At 32.8% G+C, this 16,857-nt stretch carries 20 protein-coding genes; 16 read left to right on the plus strand and 4 right to left on the minus strand.

Annotation, left to right across the window (positions count from 1 at the left end; all coding sequences use genetic code 11):
• Window positions 1-86: 86 nt before the first annotated feature.
• From B6S12_RS11405 to B6S12_RS11415, 3 genes are read left to right on the plus strand one after another with little or no spacing between them, the layout of a single operon-like run.
• Window positions 87-230 (plus strand): hypothetical protein, encoded by a 144-nt coding sequence (locus B6S12_RS11405; RefSeq protein ID WP_245892467.1) that lies wholly within the window; start codon window positions 87-89, stop codon window positions 228-230.
• Between the two features lie 47 nt (window positions 231-277).
• Window positions 278-439 carry a hypothetical protein gene (locus B6S12_RS11410; protein ID WP_245892468.1) on the plus strand — a complete coding sequence of 54 codons (162 nt, stop codon included), beginning with the start codon at window positions 278-280 and terminating at the stop codon, window positions 437-439.
• Window positions 440-448: 9 nt separating this feature from the next.
• Entirely contained in the window at window positions 449-562 is a 114-nt protein-coding gene (locus tag B6S12_RS11415) for a type II toxin-antitoxin system YafQ family toxin (RefSeq protein ID WP_281267876.1), read from the plus strand.
• Between the two features lie 226 nt (window positions 563-788).
• Here B6S12_RS11415 and B6S12_RS01670 read toward each other — a convergent pair whose 3' ends face one another.
• The 3 genes from B6S12_RS01670 to B6S12_RS01680 form a co-directional block, all read right to left on the minus strand.
• Window positions 789-1,406: a zeta toxin family protein gene (locus B6S12_RS01670; RefSeq protein WP_111229094.1), complete on the minus strand. Its 618-nt coding sequence runs from the start codon at window positions 1,404-1,406 to the stop codon at window positions 789-791.
• Window positions 1,406-1,846 carry a hypothetical protein gene (locus tag B6S12_RS01675; RefSeq protein ID WP_111229095.1) on the minus strand — a complete coding sequence of 147 codons (441 nt, stop codon included), beginning with the start codon at window positions 1,844-1,846 and terminating at the stop codon, window positions 1,406-1,408. The genes B6S12_RS01670 and B6S12_RS01675 overlap by 1 nt, the downstream gene beginning before the upstream one ends.
• Before the next feature lie 73 nt (window positions 1,847-1,919).
• On the minus strand, window positions 1,920-2,531 hold the full coding sequence (locus B6S12_RS01680) for an RBBP9/YdeN family alpha/beta hydrolase (RefSeq protein ID WP_111229096.1): 612 nt from the start codon (window positions 2,529-2,531) through the stop codon (window positions 1,920-1,922).
• A 94-nt stretch (window positions 2,532-2,625) separates the two neighbouring features.
• Between B6S12_RS01680 and B6S12_RS01685 the strand changes: the two genes are divergently transcribed.
• Both B6S12_RS01685 and B6S12_RS01690 read left to right on the plus strand, forming a co-directional pair.
• Window positions 2,626-3,036, plus strand: coding sequence for a hypothetical protein (locus B6S12_RS01685; protein WP_111229097.1), 411 nt, complete (start codon window positions 2,626-2,628; stop codon window positions 3,034-3,036).
• A gap of 1 nt (window position 3,037) precedes the next feature.
• Window positions 3,038-3,700, plus strand: a complete 663-nt coding sequence (locus B6S12_RS01690) for a 16S rRNA (uracil(1498)-N(3))-methyltransferase (protein WP_111229098.1) — start codon at window positions 3,038-3,040, stop codon at window positions 3,698-3,700.
• Window positions 3,701-4,321: 621 nt separating this feature from the next.
• Here B6S12_RS01690 and flgL read toward each other — a convergent pair.
• On the minus strand, window positions 4,322-6,916 hold the full coding sequence (gene flgL, locus B6S12_RS01695) for a flagellar hook-associated protein FlgL (protein ID WP_111229099.1): 2,595 nt from the start codon (window positions 6,914-6,916) through the stop codon (window positions 4,322-4,324).
• 145 nt (window positions 6,917-7,061) lie between these two features.
• Between flgL and aspS the strand changes: the two genes are divergently transcribed.
• The 11 genes from aspS to B6S12_RS01750 all read left to right on the plus strand — a co-directional run bounded on the left by aspS (window position 7,062) and on the right by B6S12_RS01750 (window position 16,848).
• Complete coding sequence (aspS, locus tag B6S12_RS01700; RefSeq protein ID WP_111229171.1) at window positions 7,062-8,813, plus strand: aspartate--tRNA ligase; 1,752 nt, start codon at window positions 7,062-7,064, stop codon at window positions 8,811-8,813.
• A gap of 15 nt (window positions 8,814-8,828) precedes the next feature.
• Window positions 8,829-9,401 (plus strand): adenylate kinase, encoded by a 573-nt coding sequence (locus B6S12_RS01705; protein ID WP_111229100.1) that lies wholly within the window; start codon window positions 8,829-8,831, stop codon window positions 9,399-9,401.
• Window positions 9,402-9,416: 15 nt separating this feature from the next.
• Window positions 9,417-9,935, plus strand: coding sequence for an inorganic diphosphatase (gene ppa / locus B6S12_RS01710; protein ID WP_111229101.1), 519 nt, complete (start codon window positions 9,417-9,419; stop codon window positions 9,933-9,935).
• Window positions 9,936-10,108: 173 nt separating this feature from the next.
• Window positions 10,109-11,134: a DctP family TRAP transporter solute-binding subunit gene (locus B6S12_RS01715; RefSeq protein ID WP_111229102.1), complete on the plus strand. Its 1,026-nt coding sequence runs from the start codon at window positions 10,109-10,111 to the stop codon at window positions 11,132-11,134.
• 61 nt (window positions 11,135-11,195) lie between these two features.
• On the plus strand, window positions 11,196-11,714 hold the full coding sequence (locus B6S12_RS01720; protein WP_111229172.1) for a TRAP transporter small permease: 519 nt from the start codon (window positions 11,196-11,198) through the stop codon (window positions 11,712-11,714).
• 15 nt (window positions 11,715-11,729) lie between these two features.
• Window positions 11,730-13,058, plus strand: coding sequence for a TRAP transporter large permease (locus tag B6S12_RS01725; RefSeq protein WP_111229103.1), 1,329 nt, complete (start codon window positions 11,730-11,732; stop codon window positions 13,056-13,058).
• The gene (locus B6S12_RS01730; protein ID WP_111229104.1) at window positions 13,040-13,789 is read left to right on the plus strand and encodes a cytochrome c biogenesis CcdA family protein; all 750 of its coding nucleotides are present in this window, start codon (window positions 13,040-13,042) and stop codon (window positions 13,787-13,789) included. The genes B6S12_RS01725 and B6S12_RS01730 overlap by 19 nt, the downstream gene beginning before the upstream one ends.
• The gene (gene pseH, locus B6S12_RS01735; RefSeq protein WP_245892469.1) at window positions 13,786-14,277 is read left to right on the plus strand and encodes a UDP-4-amino-4,6-dideoxy-N-acetyl-beta-L-altrosamine N-acetyltransferase; all 492 of its coding nucleotides are present in this window, start codon (window positions 13,786-13,788) and stop codon (window positions 14,275-14,277) included. Before B6S12_RS01730 ends, pseH (B6S12_RS01735) begins: the two co-directional genes overlap by 4 nt.
• Window positions 14,278-14,317: 40 nt before the next feature.
• Window positions 14,318-15,007: a formyl transferase gene (locus tag B6S12_RS01740; protein WP_111229105.1), complete on the plus strand. Its 690-nt coding sequence runs from the start codon at window positions 14,318-14,320 to the stop codon at window positions 15,005-15,007.
• A complete protein-coding gene (gene pseH / locus B6S12_RS11000) occupies window positions 14,997-16,181 on the plus strand; it encodes a UDP-4-amino-4,6-dideoxy-N-acetyl-beta-L-altrosamine N-acetyltransferase (protein WP_181450920.1) in 1,185 nt (394 codons plus the stop codon). The genes B6S12_RS01740 and pseH (B6S12_RS11000) overlap by 11 nt, the downstream gene beginning before the upstream one ends.
• A gap of 28 nt (window positions 16,182-16,209) precedes the next feature.
• Window positions 16,210-16,848 carry a formyltransferase family protein gene (locus tag B6S12_RS01750; RefSeq protein WP_111229106.1) on the plus strand — a complete coding sequence of 213 codons (639 nt, stop codon included), beginning with the start codon at window positions 16,210-16,212 and terminating at the stop codon, window positions 16,846-16,848.
• The last annotated feature ends 9 nt before the right edge of the window (window positions 16,849-16,857 follow it).

A 16,857-nucleotide genomic window follows, 5' to 3' on the forward strand; every position in this document is an offset into this window, starting at 1 on the left:
ATTTGAAAAACAAAAGGAGCTAATATATATGATTTTTCTAAATATGAAAATACTACACAAAACAATTAATTAATGCTCTTTCTTGAGTGGAAAAAAGAGCAGAAAAACTTGCATTACAAACAAAAGAAAACAATGAACTTTTTAAATTTTTCAATGAAAAACTAAAAAATGCTTTTAGCACCAAAAAAGTAAAAGAAGAACGCAGAAGACCTGAACTAGATGAAGCCTAAGAGAGTATGAAAATGGCGAATATTACACCTATAATAGCGTTGAAGAAATGATGAAAGATTTAAAAAAGAAGTATCAAATTAAGTTAGCAAATCGTGTTAAAAAACGACTTGAAAAATTAAGCACAAAAGAGCAAGATATTTTTGGATATGTAGTTAATAAACTTGCCAATGATGAAACATTAGAAACTAAATCAAAGACCACGCTTTAAAAGGAAAATATCGGTTTTAGAGAATGCCACATTAAGCCTGATTTATTGCTAGTCTATCGCAAAAATAACAATATTTTGGAACTATACTTGGCTAACTTAGACAATCATAATAATACTTTTTAATCTTCATTGTTTTCTTTGTTCTATTTCATTTTCTATTGTAGAAGCCAATATATTTTTAGGTTATCTTTTAAATCTTTGATTTTGTTTTTGTTAGAATTGTTTTGCTATATTGGAGTATTTCTGTGGTTATTTCTTTAAGTTTTTGATATGTTTTTATATTCCTTATTTAAGTGTTTCTATTCATTCTATCTAAAATCATTCATAATTATCTCCTGTATGTAATTGTTTAATGTTGCAATAAATCTTCCAAAAAAGTATCTTTTATAAGTTTATTTACAAAATTTGGCATTTCATCGCTTTTGTGATGCACTATCCCTTCTCTTACATCTAGCACTCTTCTAGGATAACTCATCTTCATAGTATTATCATAAATAACAATATTATCAAAAAGCTCTAGAATTTCTTTAAAGTTTTTATTGACTGCTTCTAGGTTAGATTTTACGATTTCAGGTTCTACATAATGTAGTCCTTTAGCAAATCTTTTATTAATTCTATCTTGAGAATATTCCAAGGCATTATCGCTATCTATTCCAATATAATATAAGTTTGTAGTATAGCCATGCTCTTTAGCAGTAGCCATTAACCTTTCTGCTTGAGATTTTTTGGTAACAATAAGTTCTTGCACGACATTTTTTCTTAGAGAGAATAATCCTCTTCTATATTTTTCTATATCTTTAGAAGCTTCTATTAATTCTTCTTTGCTAAATTGAGTTTTATCTTTAAATTTAAGCTTATAAATTGCATCTACATCAATAAATTTTCCTTTTGTTTGTAAAGTTAATTTTTCACCAAAAGTAGATTTACCTACCTCATTTGTTCCAATAACTAAAGTAAAATTAGGCATTAAAAATCTCTGCCTTTTTGAATATCAAGCTTAGCATATTCTTCTTGTGTAAGTTCTCTAACAACAATATTTTTTCTTAGCGTATTGTCTGATTTAATTAAATAGCATTTACCATTAGGATATAATTCTAATCCATACTCTGTTGAAATATTTTTATCAAAATATACTGCATTCTCACCCTTTTTTAAAAGCCAAATTCTTGTATCTTCAAATCTATCTAATGCGGCAATCAAATCTTCATAAGTTTCTGCTTCTGGTCTTGGGAAGCATACTTCTTCAATTTCATCTAGTAGATTATATCTTTCATAATCATTATTTGCTAGGGCAAGACATTGCATAGGCACAATATCCATAAGCTCTAGCTTTTTGCCTTCAAAGTAATACCCATCTTCTTTCTTGCTAACGCCTTCAGGGAGATTTGTGGTGGTAGCAATAGTCATTTTGATTCCTTTGTTTTAGATTTTATAATTATAACATTTTGCAGAAAAATTGATTTGTCTTTTAGGGCTTGTTTTAATCATTTTCTATCTTTTTAAATTCTTGCACAACTAAAGGCATTTTCTTAAAACCTTCACTCTCCATAAAATGTCCTCCACTTTGAGTTTGGATAAATTTTGCATTGAGCTTTTTGGCTAATCTCTCACTCATAGTAGTTGGCACTACACTATCATCTTTTGCACTAATAATGACGATATGCTTTATCATTTTTTGGAGCTTTTTATAATCTCTTTTTGCTTCTACAAAATCATCTAAAACTGGCAAGATTTTTAAGGGCTCATCAAAAGGGCTTACCATAATCACGCCCCCAATTCTTGTGTTTTCATCTTGTGTGCTTAAAAAATCTAGTAAAGCCACTCCTCCTAAAGAATGCGTAATAAAGTAAGTCTTGTTGTCAAGCTTAGTAAAATTTTCTTGCATACTTAAAAGCCACTCTTGAAGTTTAGGTTCAAAAGGTTTTGGGAGATTTGGCACCCAAACAGAATTTTTGTCTTCTTGAAGTTCTTGTGCTATGCTAGGTAGCCATCCATAATCGCTAGTGCTACCATATCCATGCACGATGTAAATTTGTAAATCTTTAGCAAAAAGTCCTGCACAAAAGAAAAGCAATACAATCCATTTTTTCATTTTATTCTCCTTAAAAGAGTAAATTATACTATATTAGACAATAAAGAAAAATTTTGCTAGAATTATGGCTTTTAGCAAATTCTAAAGGGAGCCAATGCAACCATTCTTTTTGGTGTTAAAGTCACATTTTTTTCTTAGTTTGCCTCTTGTTTTGCCACCTCTTATTAATCTTTTTGCTTTGTTTTTTTATACTTCTCATACTAGGAAGCTCCATATTTTGGCAGTTGTAGCTCCTGCTTATTATTCTTTACTTGCTGGGAGTATCTTTAGTGGGCTTGTAGTATGGGCAATGCTTGGCTTTGTTTTTAGTGTTTATGTTTTTTTGATGCTTTTATGTTGGCTTATTTCTTTCTTTTTGGAGATTTTTCGGCATATTAAACAAAAGCGTATTGTAAAACAAGGTGCAGATATAAAAACGAGAGAAAGATTTTTCTTTTTTGCTAAAGCGAAATATCTTTTTGATTTTAGTGCATTTGCAGTGCTACTTCTATGGAAATTTCTTTAAAATGCAGTTTGTTATCCATAAAAATGCAGGAGTTTCTACTTTAAATATTGAAGGAGAGCTTTATACACATCTTTTTAAATCAAGACGCACCAGACAAAGCACAACGCTTTTGGTGCGGAATTTAGAAGATTTTAATCTTTATACTTATGAGATTTTAGAAATCCATAAAAAATATGCAACTTTAAACCTTGTAAGCTCCACCCTAACTCCTCCAAGCAATCTTCCTAAAACCCATTTGATTTGGGCTATGATTGAACCTAAAAATATTGAAAAAGCATTGCCAACTTTAAATGAATTAAATGTTAAAAAGATTAGCTTTTTTTATGCAGAATATTCCCAAAAGAATTTTAAGCTAGATTTTGAACGCATCTATAGAATCTTAGAAAGCTCTTGTATGCAATGTGGGCGATTTATAAAGCTTGAGATTGAAATTTTAAAAGATTTGCAAGAAATGTGTGAAAAATATCAAGATTTTGGGGTGCTAGATTTTGGAGGAGAGGCTTTGAGGCAAGGTATTTCATTGCCAATTCTTATCGGAAGTGAGGGGGGCTTTAGCCAAAAAGAAAGAGAAATTTTAAAAACAAGGCAAACTTTTAGTGCAAAAAATTGCAATATTTTAAGAAGTGAAAGTGCTGTAATTTATACTGCTTCTCTTTTGGCTTAGCTTTAAAATTGCAGTATTTAATTTTGCTTAATTTTGTGTGGAGCATTTAAAATGTGCCATCAGTTAAGTAAAGTGTGTTGTTTGTATATTGTGTTTTTATCATTAGGTATTTTTAATGATTGAAACAAAAAGGATAAAAAGTTTATGATTTTATCTTTGCTATTTGAAATTTTACTTAATGTTAAAGCAATCTAAAAATAATTAAAATCAAGCAAACTCATTAAGGCTATTATGGGCTAACATTCTTGCAAGTGACAAATTTGAATCAAGAGAGATATTTTGCTTCGTTTAATATGGTAAAGGGAAACTAAATTTCAAAGTAGAATATCAATATAGCAAACAATTAGTATTATGGATAAATGTGAAATATTTGTGTGATACTATGGATTTTTTGAAAGTAGCTTTTAGATTGCTTTGTTGCTCTATTTTTAGTAATGGTAAGCATTAAAAAACAATTTAATGATTTAAAGGTTTTATAATCTTAGTAATTTCCTTGCTGAGTGCTTTGGGTTTCAAACAATCTAAAATATACTTATCATAAAGTCTTAATAAGAGAATATGGTATAAATTTATAAAAAAATAAAATTGAAAGCAATTTCTATAATAAAGGAAAATCCCTTATTATAGGTAATTTACAAGTGAAAGTTGAGAGATTTTGCCTACAGTTGAAAGCATAGATTGGTAATTCATAGTGAGTGTTGAAAATTGCAACCAATTTTCTGCTAAATCTGTATCAATAGTTTCAGAACGCAATGTTTTAGTTTGGACAATCAGCATTTCAGTGCGTTCAATAGAATATTCAAAAGAGTTTCCTTGAGAACCATTTTTAGTATGCACCTTATTAACATGATCGGCTAGATGATCAAACATTAAAAGTGCATTTTGGATTCCTGGATTTCTCATACTATCATCATATTCACTGTTCCCCCCTGGTCTATATGTTCCATCTTCTAGGGCTTGTATGATTTGATCAATTTGTTTAAAGAAATTTACATGCGGATCATCTGCAATCACTGCATTATTGGCTTGGAATGTAAGTGCTGGGTGGTTTGTGGTATTTACTCTACCATTTGCATCCAGAGCAAAATTACTACTCTCATCATCATAAAGGGTAAATTCCATTCTTGAAGGAGAGCGGTTTAAGTCTTTAATTTCCATTTGTCCATCCATATTTAAAGAAAAAGATACATTGTTTTTAGATTGGCTAATCATATTTTCATAAGCAGCTTTAACAGCAGGATTATCAAAATCTGCCCCGCCTGCACCATTATTTGTAACAGCTTGTAAATCTCCTGGGTTTGTATTAGAGAGATTCATAACCATTCCTAGAGTGTCAAATAATTGTTGGTAGGTTACATCATCTGCTCTTGTTGGCTCTCCTGCAACTTGTGGTGGATTTCCATTAGGATTTAAGATGGGGATTTCAACTCCACCGATATTTACGCCATTCATAGTAGCAGGACTATCGATAATAAGAACACTTCCACTATCTCTAAATTCTATTCTACCATTAATAGGGACGCCATTTACATCTTTTACTTCAAAATTATAAGTGTGTCCATCTAGGCTTCCACCTGCCACTTCAGAAAGTTTTGTGGAGTTTGTGGCATATTCGTTGCTACCGCGAATTACTTGAGAAACATTAGAAGTTAATGTAGAACCATCTTTTTCAAAAGCTGCTCTATCATATTCTACACTATAATCATTTCTAAATCCATTTACTGGATTTCCTGCATTATCTTGTGCTTGGATACTAATTACAAGAGAACTTTCGCCTGTAAAAGGTAAGTTTGCCTCATCTTGATCAGCTGGACTTTTTTTGGAAACATTTTTATCAATTACTTGGATTTTACCATCGCTAAATTCTACATCCACATCCCCATAGACATTTTTAATCTCATCCATTAAATCTTGCACGGTTGTATTAGGTCCAATATTAAAAGTTGTAGGACCCACTGCACCTCCTGGAGTGTCTGGAGCAGTATTTGCAGCATTACCACCTAAAACAAGGCTTGTAACTCCTTCTGGGAAAATATCGCTTAAAAGAGTGCTTGTTTTTGCAATTTCGTTATCGTGTGTTCTAAAAGTGGTAGGGATTGTGTGGATTCTATGATCGTTATAATCTTCTACAGAAGTAATGCTATCGCTTGCAAAACTTCCTAAAAATGGGCTTTGCACATAGGTATTTACTTTAGCTCCGCTTTTTATCAATTCATCCATATCGGCTACTCCCACACCATCTGGATTGTTTGGATCTTGGTAGTTGCTTGAAACCATATGGAATTCAATATTGGATCTCCCCCCGCTTAAGTCTTTAATTTCAATCTCTCCCCATTCATTGAGGGTAACATCTACAACTTTTATGGTTTCTGTATTTCCAAATTCACGCCCAATTCTATCTAGCAAATCTTGCACTTTAGAATCTGTTCCCATTTCAAACTTTGCTTTAAAAGGTGTGCCATCTGCTTTTCTACCGCTAATATAAAAAACTTCATTAGGATCGTTGTTAGGATCACTATCATTATCGCCTACCATATCACGAATTGTATCTTCTGCAGTGAGATAAACTTCTTCTCCTTGTCCAGTTTCATGATCTGGATTCATAATTTCTGGGTGGAGCTTGCTTTGATTAAATTTAGGGACATTGGTTGAAATTACGCGGTTAGTATCATTATCACTTCCAAAGAAAAGTTCATATCCGCTAATATTATAAGGAAGTGAATTGTTAGATCCTAAAAGTGCATTTAAAGTTCCATTGTTTCCATTATAAGAACCATCAGGATTAAAGGGTTTGTTTGTTGTGGCGGTTCCACCAAAAAGATATTCCCCACCTACAGAAGTATTTGCAATGGATAAAAAGTGATCTCTCATAGCTTTTAAGTCTTTAGCGATTGCTAATCTTGAAGTTTCACTATGAATATCGTTTGCACCTTGAACCAATTTGCTTTTAAAATTATCCATAGTTTTTGTAAGTTCTTGCAATGCAGTATCAGTGTGCTTTGTGAAAGTGTAAGCGTTGTTTGCAATTTCTTTGCTTTGGTTTAGCATAGTGATATTATAGTCCAAAGAAAGAGTTTTATTAAAAATACTCGTATTTTGGTAGCCATATTGGATTTGCAAACCACTCATACGCTGCATTACTAAGTCTAATTGTTGTTCTAGCCTATTTTGGCGGTATTGAATGGAATTGTAAGTTGAACCTGAACCTATTCTCATTGCATTATCCTTGAAAAAATCAATTTTTAGAAATTGGATAAGCAAATATTATTCCACTTAATAAATCTTAGGATTAAAGTTGTATTCTAGTATTTTTTGCTACAATCACAAATTATTTTTTTGTAAAAAATTAGGAGTAAGTATCGTGAGAACCCATTATTGTGCAGAGATTAATGAGCAAAATATCGGGCAAGAAGTAAGCTTATGTGGATGGTGTAACACTTATAGAGATCATGGTGGAATTATCTTTATAGATTTGCGTGATAGAAGTGGATTAATCCAGCTTGTATTTGATCCAAAAGACTTTGAAGATTCCCATAAAGTTGCTTCAGAGGTTAGAGATGAGTATGTGCTAATCGCAAAAGGAAAAGTGAGAAAAAGAGGCGAGGGGCTAGAAAATCCAAAGCTAAAAACAGGAAAAATTGAAGTTTTAGTAAGTGAATTAGTCATAGAAAATAAAAGTTTAACACCTCCTATTGCTGTGGGAGATGAGAGCGTAGGGGAAGATGTAAGACTAAAGTATAGATATTTGGATTTAAGAAATCCAAGATTGCAAGAGATTTTTATTACCCGCTCTAAAGTAGCACAAGCTACAAGAAATACCCTAAGCAATTTGAGATTTTTAGAGGTAGAAACTCCTATTTTAACAAAAGCTACTCCAGAAGGAGCTAGGGATTATCTAGTGCCAAGTAGGGTGCATCATGGGGAATTTTATGCGCTTCCACAAAGTCCGCAACTTTTCAAGCAGCTTTTAATGGTGAGTGGGTTTGATAGATATTTCCAGATTGCAAAATGCTTTAGAGATGAAGATTTAAGGCTTGATAGACAGCCAGAATTTACTCAAATTGATATTGAAATGAGCTTTGTAGAGCAAAAAGATGTAATGGAGGTGGCTGAAGAAGTCATTAAGTCTATCTTTGGTGCTTGCGGTATAGAGGTTAATACTCCATTCCCACATTATACTTATAAAGAGGTTATGGAAAGCTATGGGAGCGATAAGCCTGATTTACGCTATGAATTGCCACTTGTAGAAGTTTCTGATTTGTTTGTGGATTCTTCTAATGAAATTTTTTCATCTATTGCAAAAGATTCTAAGAAAAATAGATTTAAAGCATTGTGCGTGAAAGGTGGAGATAACTTCTTTAGCAGAAAGACTTTAGGAGAGGCAGAAGAGTTTGTAAGAAAGTTTGGTGCTAAAGGGCTTGCATACATTCAGCTAAAAGAAGAGGGTGCTAAAGGACCTTTAGTTAAATTTATAAGCGAAGAGAACTTAAATAAGCTTATAGAGAGAGTTGGTGCAAGTGTTGGTGATATTATCTTCTTTGGGGCAGGAGCTAAAAAGATAGTATGGGATTATATGGGAAGACTCCGCCAAAAGATAGCTAGTGATATGGGATTGATTGATGATGGCATATATAAATTCTTATGGGTTGTGGATTTCCCTATGTTTGAAAGAAATGACGATGGAAGCATCTCTGCACTGCATCATCCTTTTACAATGCCAAAAAATATAGACGCAGAGGATATTGAAGAGATTAATTCTGTTGCTTATGATATTGTGCTAAATGGATTTGAAATTGGTGGTGGAAGTATTAGGATTCATAAGCAAGATATTCAAAGTAAAGTATTTAGTCTTCTTGGGATTAGCAAAGAAGAAGCAGAAGATAAGTTTAGCTTCCTCTTAGAAGCATTGCAGTTTGGGGCACCACCTCATGGAGGGATTGCATTTGGATTAGATAGAATTATCATGCTTTTAACAAAGGCAAATTCTATTAGAGATGTAATTGCGTTCCCAAAAACACAAAAAGCAACTTGTCCGCTAACTTCTGCACCGAGTGCTGCAGGAGAGGAGCAATTAAGAGAATTGCATATTAGAGTTAGAGAAACAAAAAAGTAAATTTAAGGAGAAACAATGAAAAAATTATTTTTAGTCATAGGAGCACCAGGAAGCGGAAAGACAACAGATGCAGAGATTATCAGCAAAAATAATGCAGAAACTATGGTGCATTATTCCACAGGAGAGCTTCTAAGAGCAGAAGTTGCAAGTGGTAGTGAGCAAGGAAAGCTAATTGAGAGCTTTACAAGCAAGGGGAATTTAGTGCCTTTAGAAATTGTGGTTAAGACAATTGTAGATGCAATTTCTAATGCTCCAAAAGATGTGGTGCTAATTGATGGTTATCCAAGAAGCGTAGAGCAAATGTTGGAGCTTGATAAGATATTGGCAGATAAAAGGGATATTGAACTTACTTGTGTGATTGAAGTTGAGGTAAGCAAGGAAGTGGCATGTGATAGAGTGCTTGGGCGTGCTAGAGGTGCTGATGATAATGTAGAAGTGTTTAATAATAGAATGAATGTATTTTTAGAACCTTTAAAAGAGATACAAGATTTTTATAACAAAAAAGGAATTTTGCATAAAATTAATGGCGAACGCACTATTGAAGAGATAGTAGGCGAAATGGAAAGCTTTATTAAAAGTAAAATTTAATTTTAAGGAGAAAAAATGGATTTAAGTAAAATTGAAGTAGGAGAAAATCCAAATAAGTTAAATGTTGTGATTGAAATCCCATATGGAAGTAATATTAAATATGAGATTGATAAAGAGAGCGGTGCAGTTGTTGTGGATAGGGTTATGTATAGTGCAATGTTTTATCCTGCAAATTATGGCTTTGTGCCTAATACTTTAAGTGATGATGGTGATCCTGCTGATGTGCTTGTAATTAATGAATATCCTCTTCAAGCAGGGAGCGTGATTAAAGCTAGACTTATTGGTGTTTTAATTATGGAAGATGAAAGCGGAATGGATGAGAAGCTAATTGCTGTGCCTATCTCTAAAATAGATCCAAGATATGAGAATATTAAAAGCTTGGAAGATTTACCAAAAATCACATTGGATAGAATCAAAAATTTCTTTGAAACCTATAAAATGCTAGAGCCTAATAAATGGGTTAAAGTTAAAGAATACAAAGGTTTAGAGAGTGCAACAGAAATCTTAAATAAAGCTATTGCAAATTATAAGTAAAATTTAAATATGTAAAAAGTTTCAAAAAGTAATCTTTAGGAGGCTTTTTGCATTATTTTTTTGCATTTATTTTCCCTAGATAAGATTTTTTAAATTTCGCTTTTTGAAAAAATTTGTAAAATAGGATTTCTCTTAAAAATCAAGAGAGTGTTTATTTTATTAAGGAGAGACTAATGAAAAAGTTATTGTTAGCTTCCATCTTTGCAGCATTTGCATTAGTAGGTTGTGGAAGTGAGAAAGCAGGTGATACAGCAGGAGCTAAAGCAGATCCTAATAAGACTTATGAGATTAAATTTGCTCATGTTGTGAGTGCAAATACTCCAAAAGGTAAGGCAGCAGACTTTTTTGCTAAGAGAGTGGAAGAGTTAAGTGGTGGTAAAATTAAAGTGCATGTTTATCCATCAGCACAGCTTGTAGATGATGATAAGGTTTTCCAAGAGTTAAAGAGAAACAATGTGCAAATGGCAGCGCCTAGTTTTTCTAAATTTACACCTTTTGCTAAGGAATTTAATTTGTGGGATATTCCTTTTATCTTTAGAGATACAGAACATTTACATAAAGTAATGGATGGAGAAGTAGGGCAAATCTTAAAAGATGTGATTTCTCAAAAAGGATTTATTGCATTAGATTATTGGGATGCAGGATTTAAGCAATTTAGCACTAATAAAAAGCCTATTGTAAATCCAGAAGATGCAAAAGGGCAAAAAATGAGAATTATGAGCTCTAAAGTTTTAGAAGAGCAAACTAAAGCTATTAAAGCAATTCCACAAGTATTGCCATTTGGAGAGGTTTATTCTGCACTTCAAACAGGTGTAGTTGATGCAGCTGAAAATCCTCTTTCAAATCTTTATAATTCAAAATTCTATGAGGTGCAAAGTTCTATTACTATGTCAAATCATGGATATTTAGGATATTTAGTAGTTGTTAGTGATAAGTTTTGGCAAGGTTTGCCACAAGATTTACAAGAAGTTGTAAAAACGGCGATGAAAGAAGCTACTGCTTATGAGCGTGAAGAAAGTGCTAAAGAAGAAGCGATGCTTTTAGACAAGCTAAAAACAGATGATAAAACAGGCACAAAAATCTATGAGCTAACAGAAGATCAAAAGAAAGCTTGGCAAGAAGTGATGGTTGCGATTTATCCTAAGTTCTATGATATTGTTAGCAAAGAATTGATTGAAAAAACCATTAATACAAAATAAATTTTAAGCGAGTGAGGTTAGGGTGAATTTCTTTAAAGTTTTAGACATTCTTATTGCAGGAATGAATAAGAATGTCGCTGTAATTGGTATGGCTTTAGGTATTATAATTACTGCTTTAAATGTGGGGGTTAGGTATATTGCAGGATTTTATCCTGAAATTGGCTCTCTTACATGGGCAGAAGAGGTTGCTAGATATTGCTTTTTATGGTCTGCTTTTTTTGGAGCAGCGTATGGTTTTAGAAAAGGTGTGCATATAGCAGTAACCATGCTAATTGAGAAATTCCCTCACAAACTTGCTAAGGTTTGTGTGATTGGAAGCCATCTATTAAGTTCTATCTTTTTGGGCTTTATGTTTTATGCAAGTTTAGAGGTATGTCTTTTAAATTATGAAATGGGCTATATGAGCGAGGCGTTACACAGCGTTCCTTTATGGGTATTTTTACTTTGTTTGCCTATTGCGTTTTTAGGTGCTACTTATCGATCTTTGGAAAAAATCTATGAAGTTTCTAAGCTTCCTGCAGATAAGGTAGTTAAAAGCGCAGAAGATGAAATGATACACGATTCAGTAATAAAAGACTAAGGTAGTGAGGGAAAAATGAGTGTCGCCTTTTTGTTGATTGTTTTATTTGGTTTGTTGTTGCTTGGAGTGCCGGTTGCTATTTCTTTAGGGGTTAGTGCGGTTGCTACGATGTTGTTTTTTAGCTCCTATGATATTTTTGGTGTGCCTGAAATTATGTTAAATGGGTTAAAACCTGCATTAATGGCTATCCCGATGTTTATCTTAGCAGGTTCTTTAATGAGTAAAGGAAGCAGTGCCCAAAGAATTGTAGATTTTGCTAAAAGCATTGTAGGGCATTTGCCAGGTGGGCTTCCTATGAGTGCAATTTTAGCTTGTATTATTTTTGCAGCTGTCAGTGGTAGCTCTCCTGCTACGGTAGTTGCGATTGGTTCTGTGATGTTTGTGGCATTAAAACAAGCAGGTTATCCTAATAGTTATTCAGTAGGTGCAATTACTTCTGCAGGAAGTCTTGGAATCTTAATTCCCCCTTCTGTTGTTATGATTGTTTATGGAGTAACTGCGGAGGTTTCTATTGAAAAGCTCTTTATTGCAGGGGTTATTCCAGGATTGTTAGTGGGCGGAATGATGATGCTTTATGCTTATATAGGAGCAAAAAGACTAGGATTTAAATCTAGCAAACCTGCAAGCCTTAAAGAAAGGTGGCACAAGTTTAAAGCAGCGTTTTGGGCACTTTTAATCGTGTTTGTAGTAATTGGTGGAATTTATGCAGGGATTTTTACTGCTACTGAGGCAGCTGGAATTAGTGCAGTGTATGCTTTTATTATATCGGTATTTGTTTATAAAGATATAAAGATTAAAGATCTCTATCATGTCTTTTTAGATGCTGCAATTACTACGGCAATGATTTTCTTTATCATTGGTTTTGCAGTTGTATTTGCACATTTTTTAACAAGCGAGAGAATTCCACATATGATTGCTGAATATTTGGTAAGTATGAATATGAGTTGGTGGGTATTCTTGATTTTAGTAAATGTTGTCTTGTTTGTGATGGGGCAATTTATGGAGCCTAGCTCTGTTGTTATGATTATGACACCACTGCTTTTACCCATTGCATTAGAGCTTGGGATAGATCCTATCCATTTTGGTATTGTTATGATTGTGAATATGGAGCTTGGTATGCTAACGCCACCTGTTGGGCTTAATCTCTTTGTGGCAAGTTCTCTTACAGGACTTAGCCTAAAAGATGTAACGCTCTCTATTGTCCCATGGCTATGTGTGCTTTTAGTGGGACTTGCACTTATTACTTACATACCTTCTATTTCTTTATGGCTTCCCAACTTTGATTGGCAAATAGTTGTAGATTTTTGGCAAAAAGTTGTAGATTTATGGAAGAATCTCTTTTAGTTTTTTTAGATAAAGCTCCGCTTTTAATAAGTTTTCTAGCGGGGATTCTTACCTTTATTAGTCCTTGTATTTTACCACTTGTCCCTGCTTATCTCTCTTATATTTCTGAAATTTCTCTAAGTGAATTAAAAGGCGAAGTAAAGATTAATTTTGCTACAAGATTAATCATTTTAAGAAGTGCGGTGTTTTTTGTTTTGGGGCTTGGGATAGTTTTTGTGCTTATGGGTGCAATTAGTGCTAGAATCTTAAATGGTGGAATCTTGCTTAGTCCTTATGTGGCATATATTGCAGGTGGTGTGCTGATTGTTTTTGGGATTCATACCATGGGAATTATCCAAATTCCTTTTTTAAATTATCAAAAAACTTTTGCAATTAAAGGCAGTAATTTTACTTTTTTAAGAGATTTTTTCACTCCTTTTTTATTGGGGATTAGCTTTTCTTTAGGCTGGACTCCTTGTGTGGGGCCAATTTTGGCAGGAATTATTTCATTAGCGAGTTTAGAAGCAGGGAGAGGGATTATGCTTATGGTGTTTTATACTCTAGGGCTTAGTATTCCATTTTTGCTTTGTGCGTTGCTTATTGGCTCTAGTTTAAGCATTTTAAACAAAATCAAAGCCTATTTTAAGTGGATTGAATGGGTTGCAGGAGGACTTTTAATTATCATAGGAATCTTAGTAGCAAGTGGCGGGATTAGCAAGATTTCTGATTTTTTGACTAAGTTTTATCAATGATAGAATTAAAAAACTTTACAAAACTTAGTAAAGAAGAAGCGATTATGGTTTTAAATTGGCGTAACCACCCCAATGTAGCTAGTTTTATGAATAATGCTACAATTAGCCCAAAAGAGCATTTAGAATTTTTGCAAAGCTTAAAAAGTGCCAAAGATAAAGAATATTTTTTAGCTTATGAGGGCGAAATCCCAATAGGTGTGATAGATTTTATAAATATAAAAGTTGGAGATTCTTGTGAATTTGGTATCTATCAAAATCCTAATTTAAAAGGGCAAGGCAATATATTAATGGAGGCTTTGTTAGATTATGCTTTTGGGATTTTAAAGGTAAAAGAACTAAAAGCACATGTGAAATGCGACAACATAAAAGCTATGAATTTGTATGACAAGTTTGGTTTTAAACAGGTTGGAGAAAAAATCATAAACAATCAAAAAATGAAATTTATCAAGCTAGATTCTACATTGTATTATAGTGGGGGGGGGGGATAATTTCCTATTAGCTCCACTTTCTTTTATGGGAGTTGCATAGATGAAAGCTATAGTGATTGTAACCCAAAAGAAATGGAATATAAAAAACTTCTATAAACTGCAAAATATTTTTAAAAATTACAATTTATGCTTAATTACAGAACAGCAAAATTTAACGCTACAAAATTTACAAAAAATAAATCCTAAATATATTTTCTTCCCTCATTGGTCTTATAAGATACAGCCTGAAATTTATAATAACTTTTCTTGTATTGTTTTTCATATGAGTGATTTGCCTTATGGTAGAGGTGGTAGCCCATTGCAAAATCTAATAACTAGAGGCATAAAACACACAAAAATATCTGCATTAGAAGTCAATGATGTTTTAGATGGTGGTGATATTTATTTAAAAAGCGATTTGGATATTTCTAAAGGAAGTGCTAAAAAAATTTATAAAAAAGCTTCTAAAATTATATTTTTTGACATGATTTCATATATTGTAAAAAATAATCCAACTCCTACAAGTCAAGTTGGAAAAATTGAGATCTTCAAAAGACGAAAAAGAGAAGAGAGTAATATTATCACACTAACAAATAAAAACCTAAATTCTATATATGACTTTATTAGAATGCTTGATGCACCTACTTATCCGAGAGCTTTTATTGAGCTGGATAACTTCAAAATAGAATTTTCTAATGCTAAGAAAAATAAAAAAACAATATCTGGGAGATTTAAAATTTATGAAAAATAAAACTATATTGATTGTGGCAGCACATCCTGATGATGAAGTGCTAGGTTGCTTTGGGACGGTCGCTAGAATGATAAAAGAAGGAAACAAGGCTTATACTTTGGTGCTTGGAGAGGGCAAGAGCAGTAGAGCAATTGATAGAAATGATATTTTGCAAGAATCGTATGAGATTTTAGATGATGAGTTTTATAAGGCAAACAAAAGCATTGGTATAAGTGAAGTCTTTAGGGAAAGATTTCCTGATAACTCCTTTGATAGCGTTCCTTTACTTCATATTGTAAAGAGTATTGAAAAAATAAAGCAAAAAGTAAAGCCAGATATTATTTTTACGCATTATGAATCAGATTTAAATATTGATCACAAAATTACATTCCAAGCCGTGCTAACAGCTACTAGACCAATGTTGGGTGAATGTGTGAAAGAAATATATAGTTTTGAGGTGCTTTCATCAACAGAGTGGAAGTATCCAAATAGTTTTTCTCCCAATGTATTTGTTGATATTAGCAATACTTTGGAATTAAAAATAAATGCCATGAGGCTTTATAAATCAGAATTGTGCGAGTATCCTCACCCAAGAAGCCTAAAAGGTATAGAATTAAACGCAAAACATCGCGGAATGCAAGTAGGACTAGAAAGTGTAGAATCTTTTATGCTGGTTCGTTCTATAAAGTCATGTGTGATTAACTTTAAGAGTTTTAGGGATTTAAATTATGATGAGATAGCTATCGTATTTGCTTGGAGAAATCATGCAAAAGTATCACGATTTATGAAGACAAATAATTTTTCATGGGAGATTCATAATAACTTTATAGAAAGTCTAAAGAATAGCAAAGATAGAGAATATTTTTTGGTTTATAGTGGCGATGTTGCAATTGGAGTTGTGTATTTTGTTGATATAAATTTGGATTCTTGTGAGTTTGGTATCTATCAAAATCCTAATTTAAAAGGGCAAGGCAATATATTAATGGAGGCTTTATTAGATTATGCTTTTGGGATTTTAAAGATAAAAGAACTAAAAGCACATGTGAAATGTGAAAATACAAAAGCTATGAATTTGTATAGTAAATTTGGTTTTATTATAGAAAAAGAGGGCAAAATAAAAGGAGAAGATATGTATTTTATCAAGCTTTGTTTTGAAAAATACTCTACTATCTGCGGGGGGGGGGGCAATCTTTAGTTAGTGGCTTAGAATTTAGGGTGGCTGCATGAAGGTAGCCATTTTAACTTCTAAAAATCAGTGGTTTATTCCCTATGCTAGAGAATTGGCACGAAATCTTAAATGTCCCTTGTATTTTTCTCATACAGAGCTTATGGAGTCTTATGAGATAGTTTTTATCCTCTCTTATCATTCTATTATTCCTAAAGAATTTTTGGATAAAAATAAGCATAATCTTGTAATACATGCCTCACCCCTTCCAAAAGGTAAGGGGTGGTCGCCGATGTTTTGGCAGGTTTTAGAAGGTAAAAATGAGATTGTCTTTAGCCTATTTGAAGCAGATTCTAGTGTGGATAGTGGAGATATTTATTTGCAAGATACGCTACAGCTAAGCGGTTATGAACTCTATGAAGAGCTAAGAGAACTTCAAGCTAAAATGTGTCAAAAAATGTGCTTGGATTTTTTAAAAAAATATCCGAAATTAGAATCCAAAAAGCAAGTTGGAGATGAGAGTTTCTATCAAAAACGCACAAAAGATTCAAGTGAGTTAGATATAAAAAAGAGTATTGAAGAACAATTTAATCTCCTAAGAATAGTAAGTAATGAAGAATTTCCAGCATTTTTCTATAAAGATGGTAGAAAATTTATTATAAAAATTTATGATTTTAGCGGGGGGGGGGTGAATTAGCACTCATTG

This window comes from Helicobacter valdiviensis, assembly GCF_003245365.1.
Lineage (GTDB): Bacteria > Campylobacterota > Campylobacteria > Campylobacterales > Helicobacteraceae > Helicobacter_D > Helicobacter_D valdiviensis.

Coding starts and splice junctions, on each gene's coding strand:
- B6S12_RS11410 (WP_245892468.1), top strand. CDS start 278: ATGATGAAAGATTTAAAAAAGAAGTATCAAATTAAGTTAGCAAATCGT.
- B6S12_RS01670 (WP_111229094.1), bottom strand. CDS start 1,406: ATGCCTAATTTTACTTTAGTTATTGGAACAAATGAGGTAGGTAAATCT.
- B6S12_RS01675 (WP_111229095.1), bottom strand. CDS start 1,846: ATGACTATTGCTACCACCACAAATCTCCCTGAAGGCGTTAGCAAGAAA.
- B6S12_RS01680 (WP_111229096.1), bottom strand. CDS start 2,531: ATGAAAAAATGGATTGTATTGCTTTTCTTTTGTGCAGGACTTTTTGCT.
- B6S12_RS01685 (WP_111229097.1), top strand. CDS start 2,626: ATGCAACCATTCTTTTTGGTGTTAAAGTCACATTTTTTTCTTAGTTTG.
- B6S12_RS01690 (WP_111229098.1), top strand. CDS start 3,038: ATGCAGTTTGTTATCCATAAAAATGCAGGAGTTTCTACTTTAAATATT.
- flgL (WP_111229099.1), bottom strand. CDS start 6,916: ATGAGAATAGGTTCAGGTTCAACTTACAATTCCATTCAATACCGCCAA.
- B6S12_RS01705 (WP_111229100.1), top strand. CDS start 8,829: ATGAAAAAATTATTTTTAGTCATAGGAGCACCAGGAAGCGGAAAGACA.
- ppa (WP_111229101.1), top strand. CDS start 9,417: ATGGATTTAAGTAAAATTGAAGTAGGAGAAAATCCAAATAAGTTAAAT.
- B6S12_RS01715 (WP_111229102.1), top strand. CDS start 10,109: ATGAAAAAGTTATTGTTAGCTTCCATCTTTGCAGCATTTGCATTAGTA.
- B6S12_RS01720 (WP_111229172.1), top strand. CDS start 11,196: ATGAATAAGAATGTCGCTGTAATTGGTATGGCTTTAGGTATTATAATT.
- B6S12_RS01725 (WP_111229103.1), top strand. CDS start 11,730: ATGAGTGTCGCCTTTTTGTTGATTGTTTTATTTGGTTTGTTGTTGCTT.
- B6S12_RS01730 (WP_111229104.1), top strand. CDS start 13,040: ATGGAAGAATCTCTTTTAGTTTTTTTAGATAAAGCTCCGCTTTTAATA.
- pseH (WP_245892469.1), top strand. CDS start 13,786: ATGATAGAATTAAAAAACTTTACAAAACTTAGTAAAGAAGAAGCGATT.
- B6S12_RS01740 (WP_111229105.1), top strand. CDS start 14,318: ATGAAAGCTATAGTGATTGTAACCCAAAAGAAATGGAATATAAAAAAC.
- pseH (WP_181450920.1), top strand. CDS start 14,997: ATGAAAAATAAAACTATATTGATTGTGGCAGCACATCCTGATGATGAA.
- B6S12_RS01750 (WP_111229106.1), top strand. CDS start 16,210: ATGAAGGTAGCCATTTTAACTTCTAAAAATCAGTGGTTTATTCCCTAT.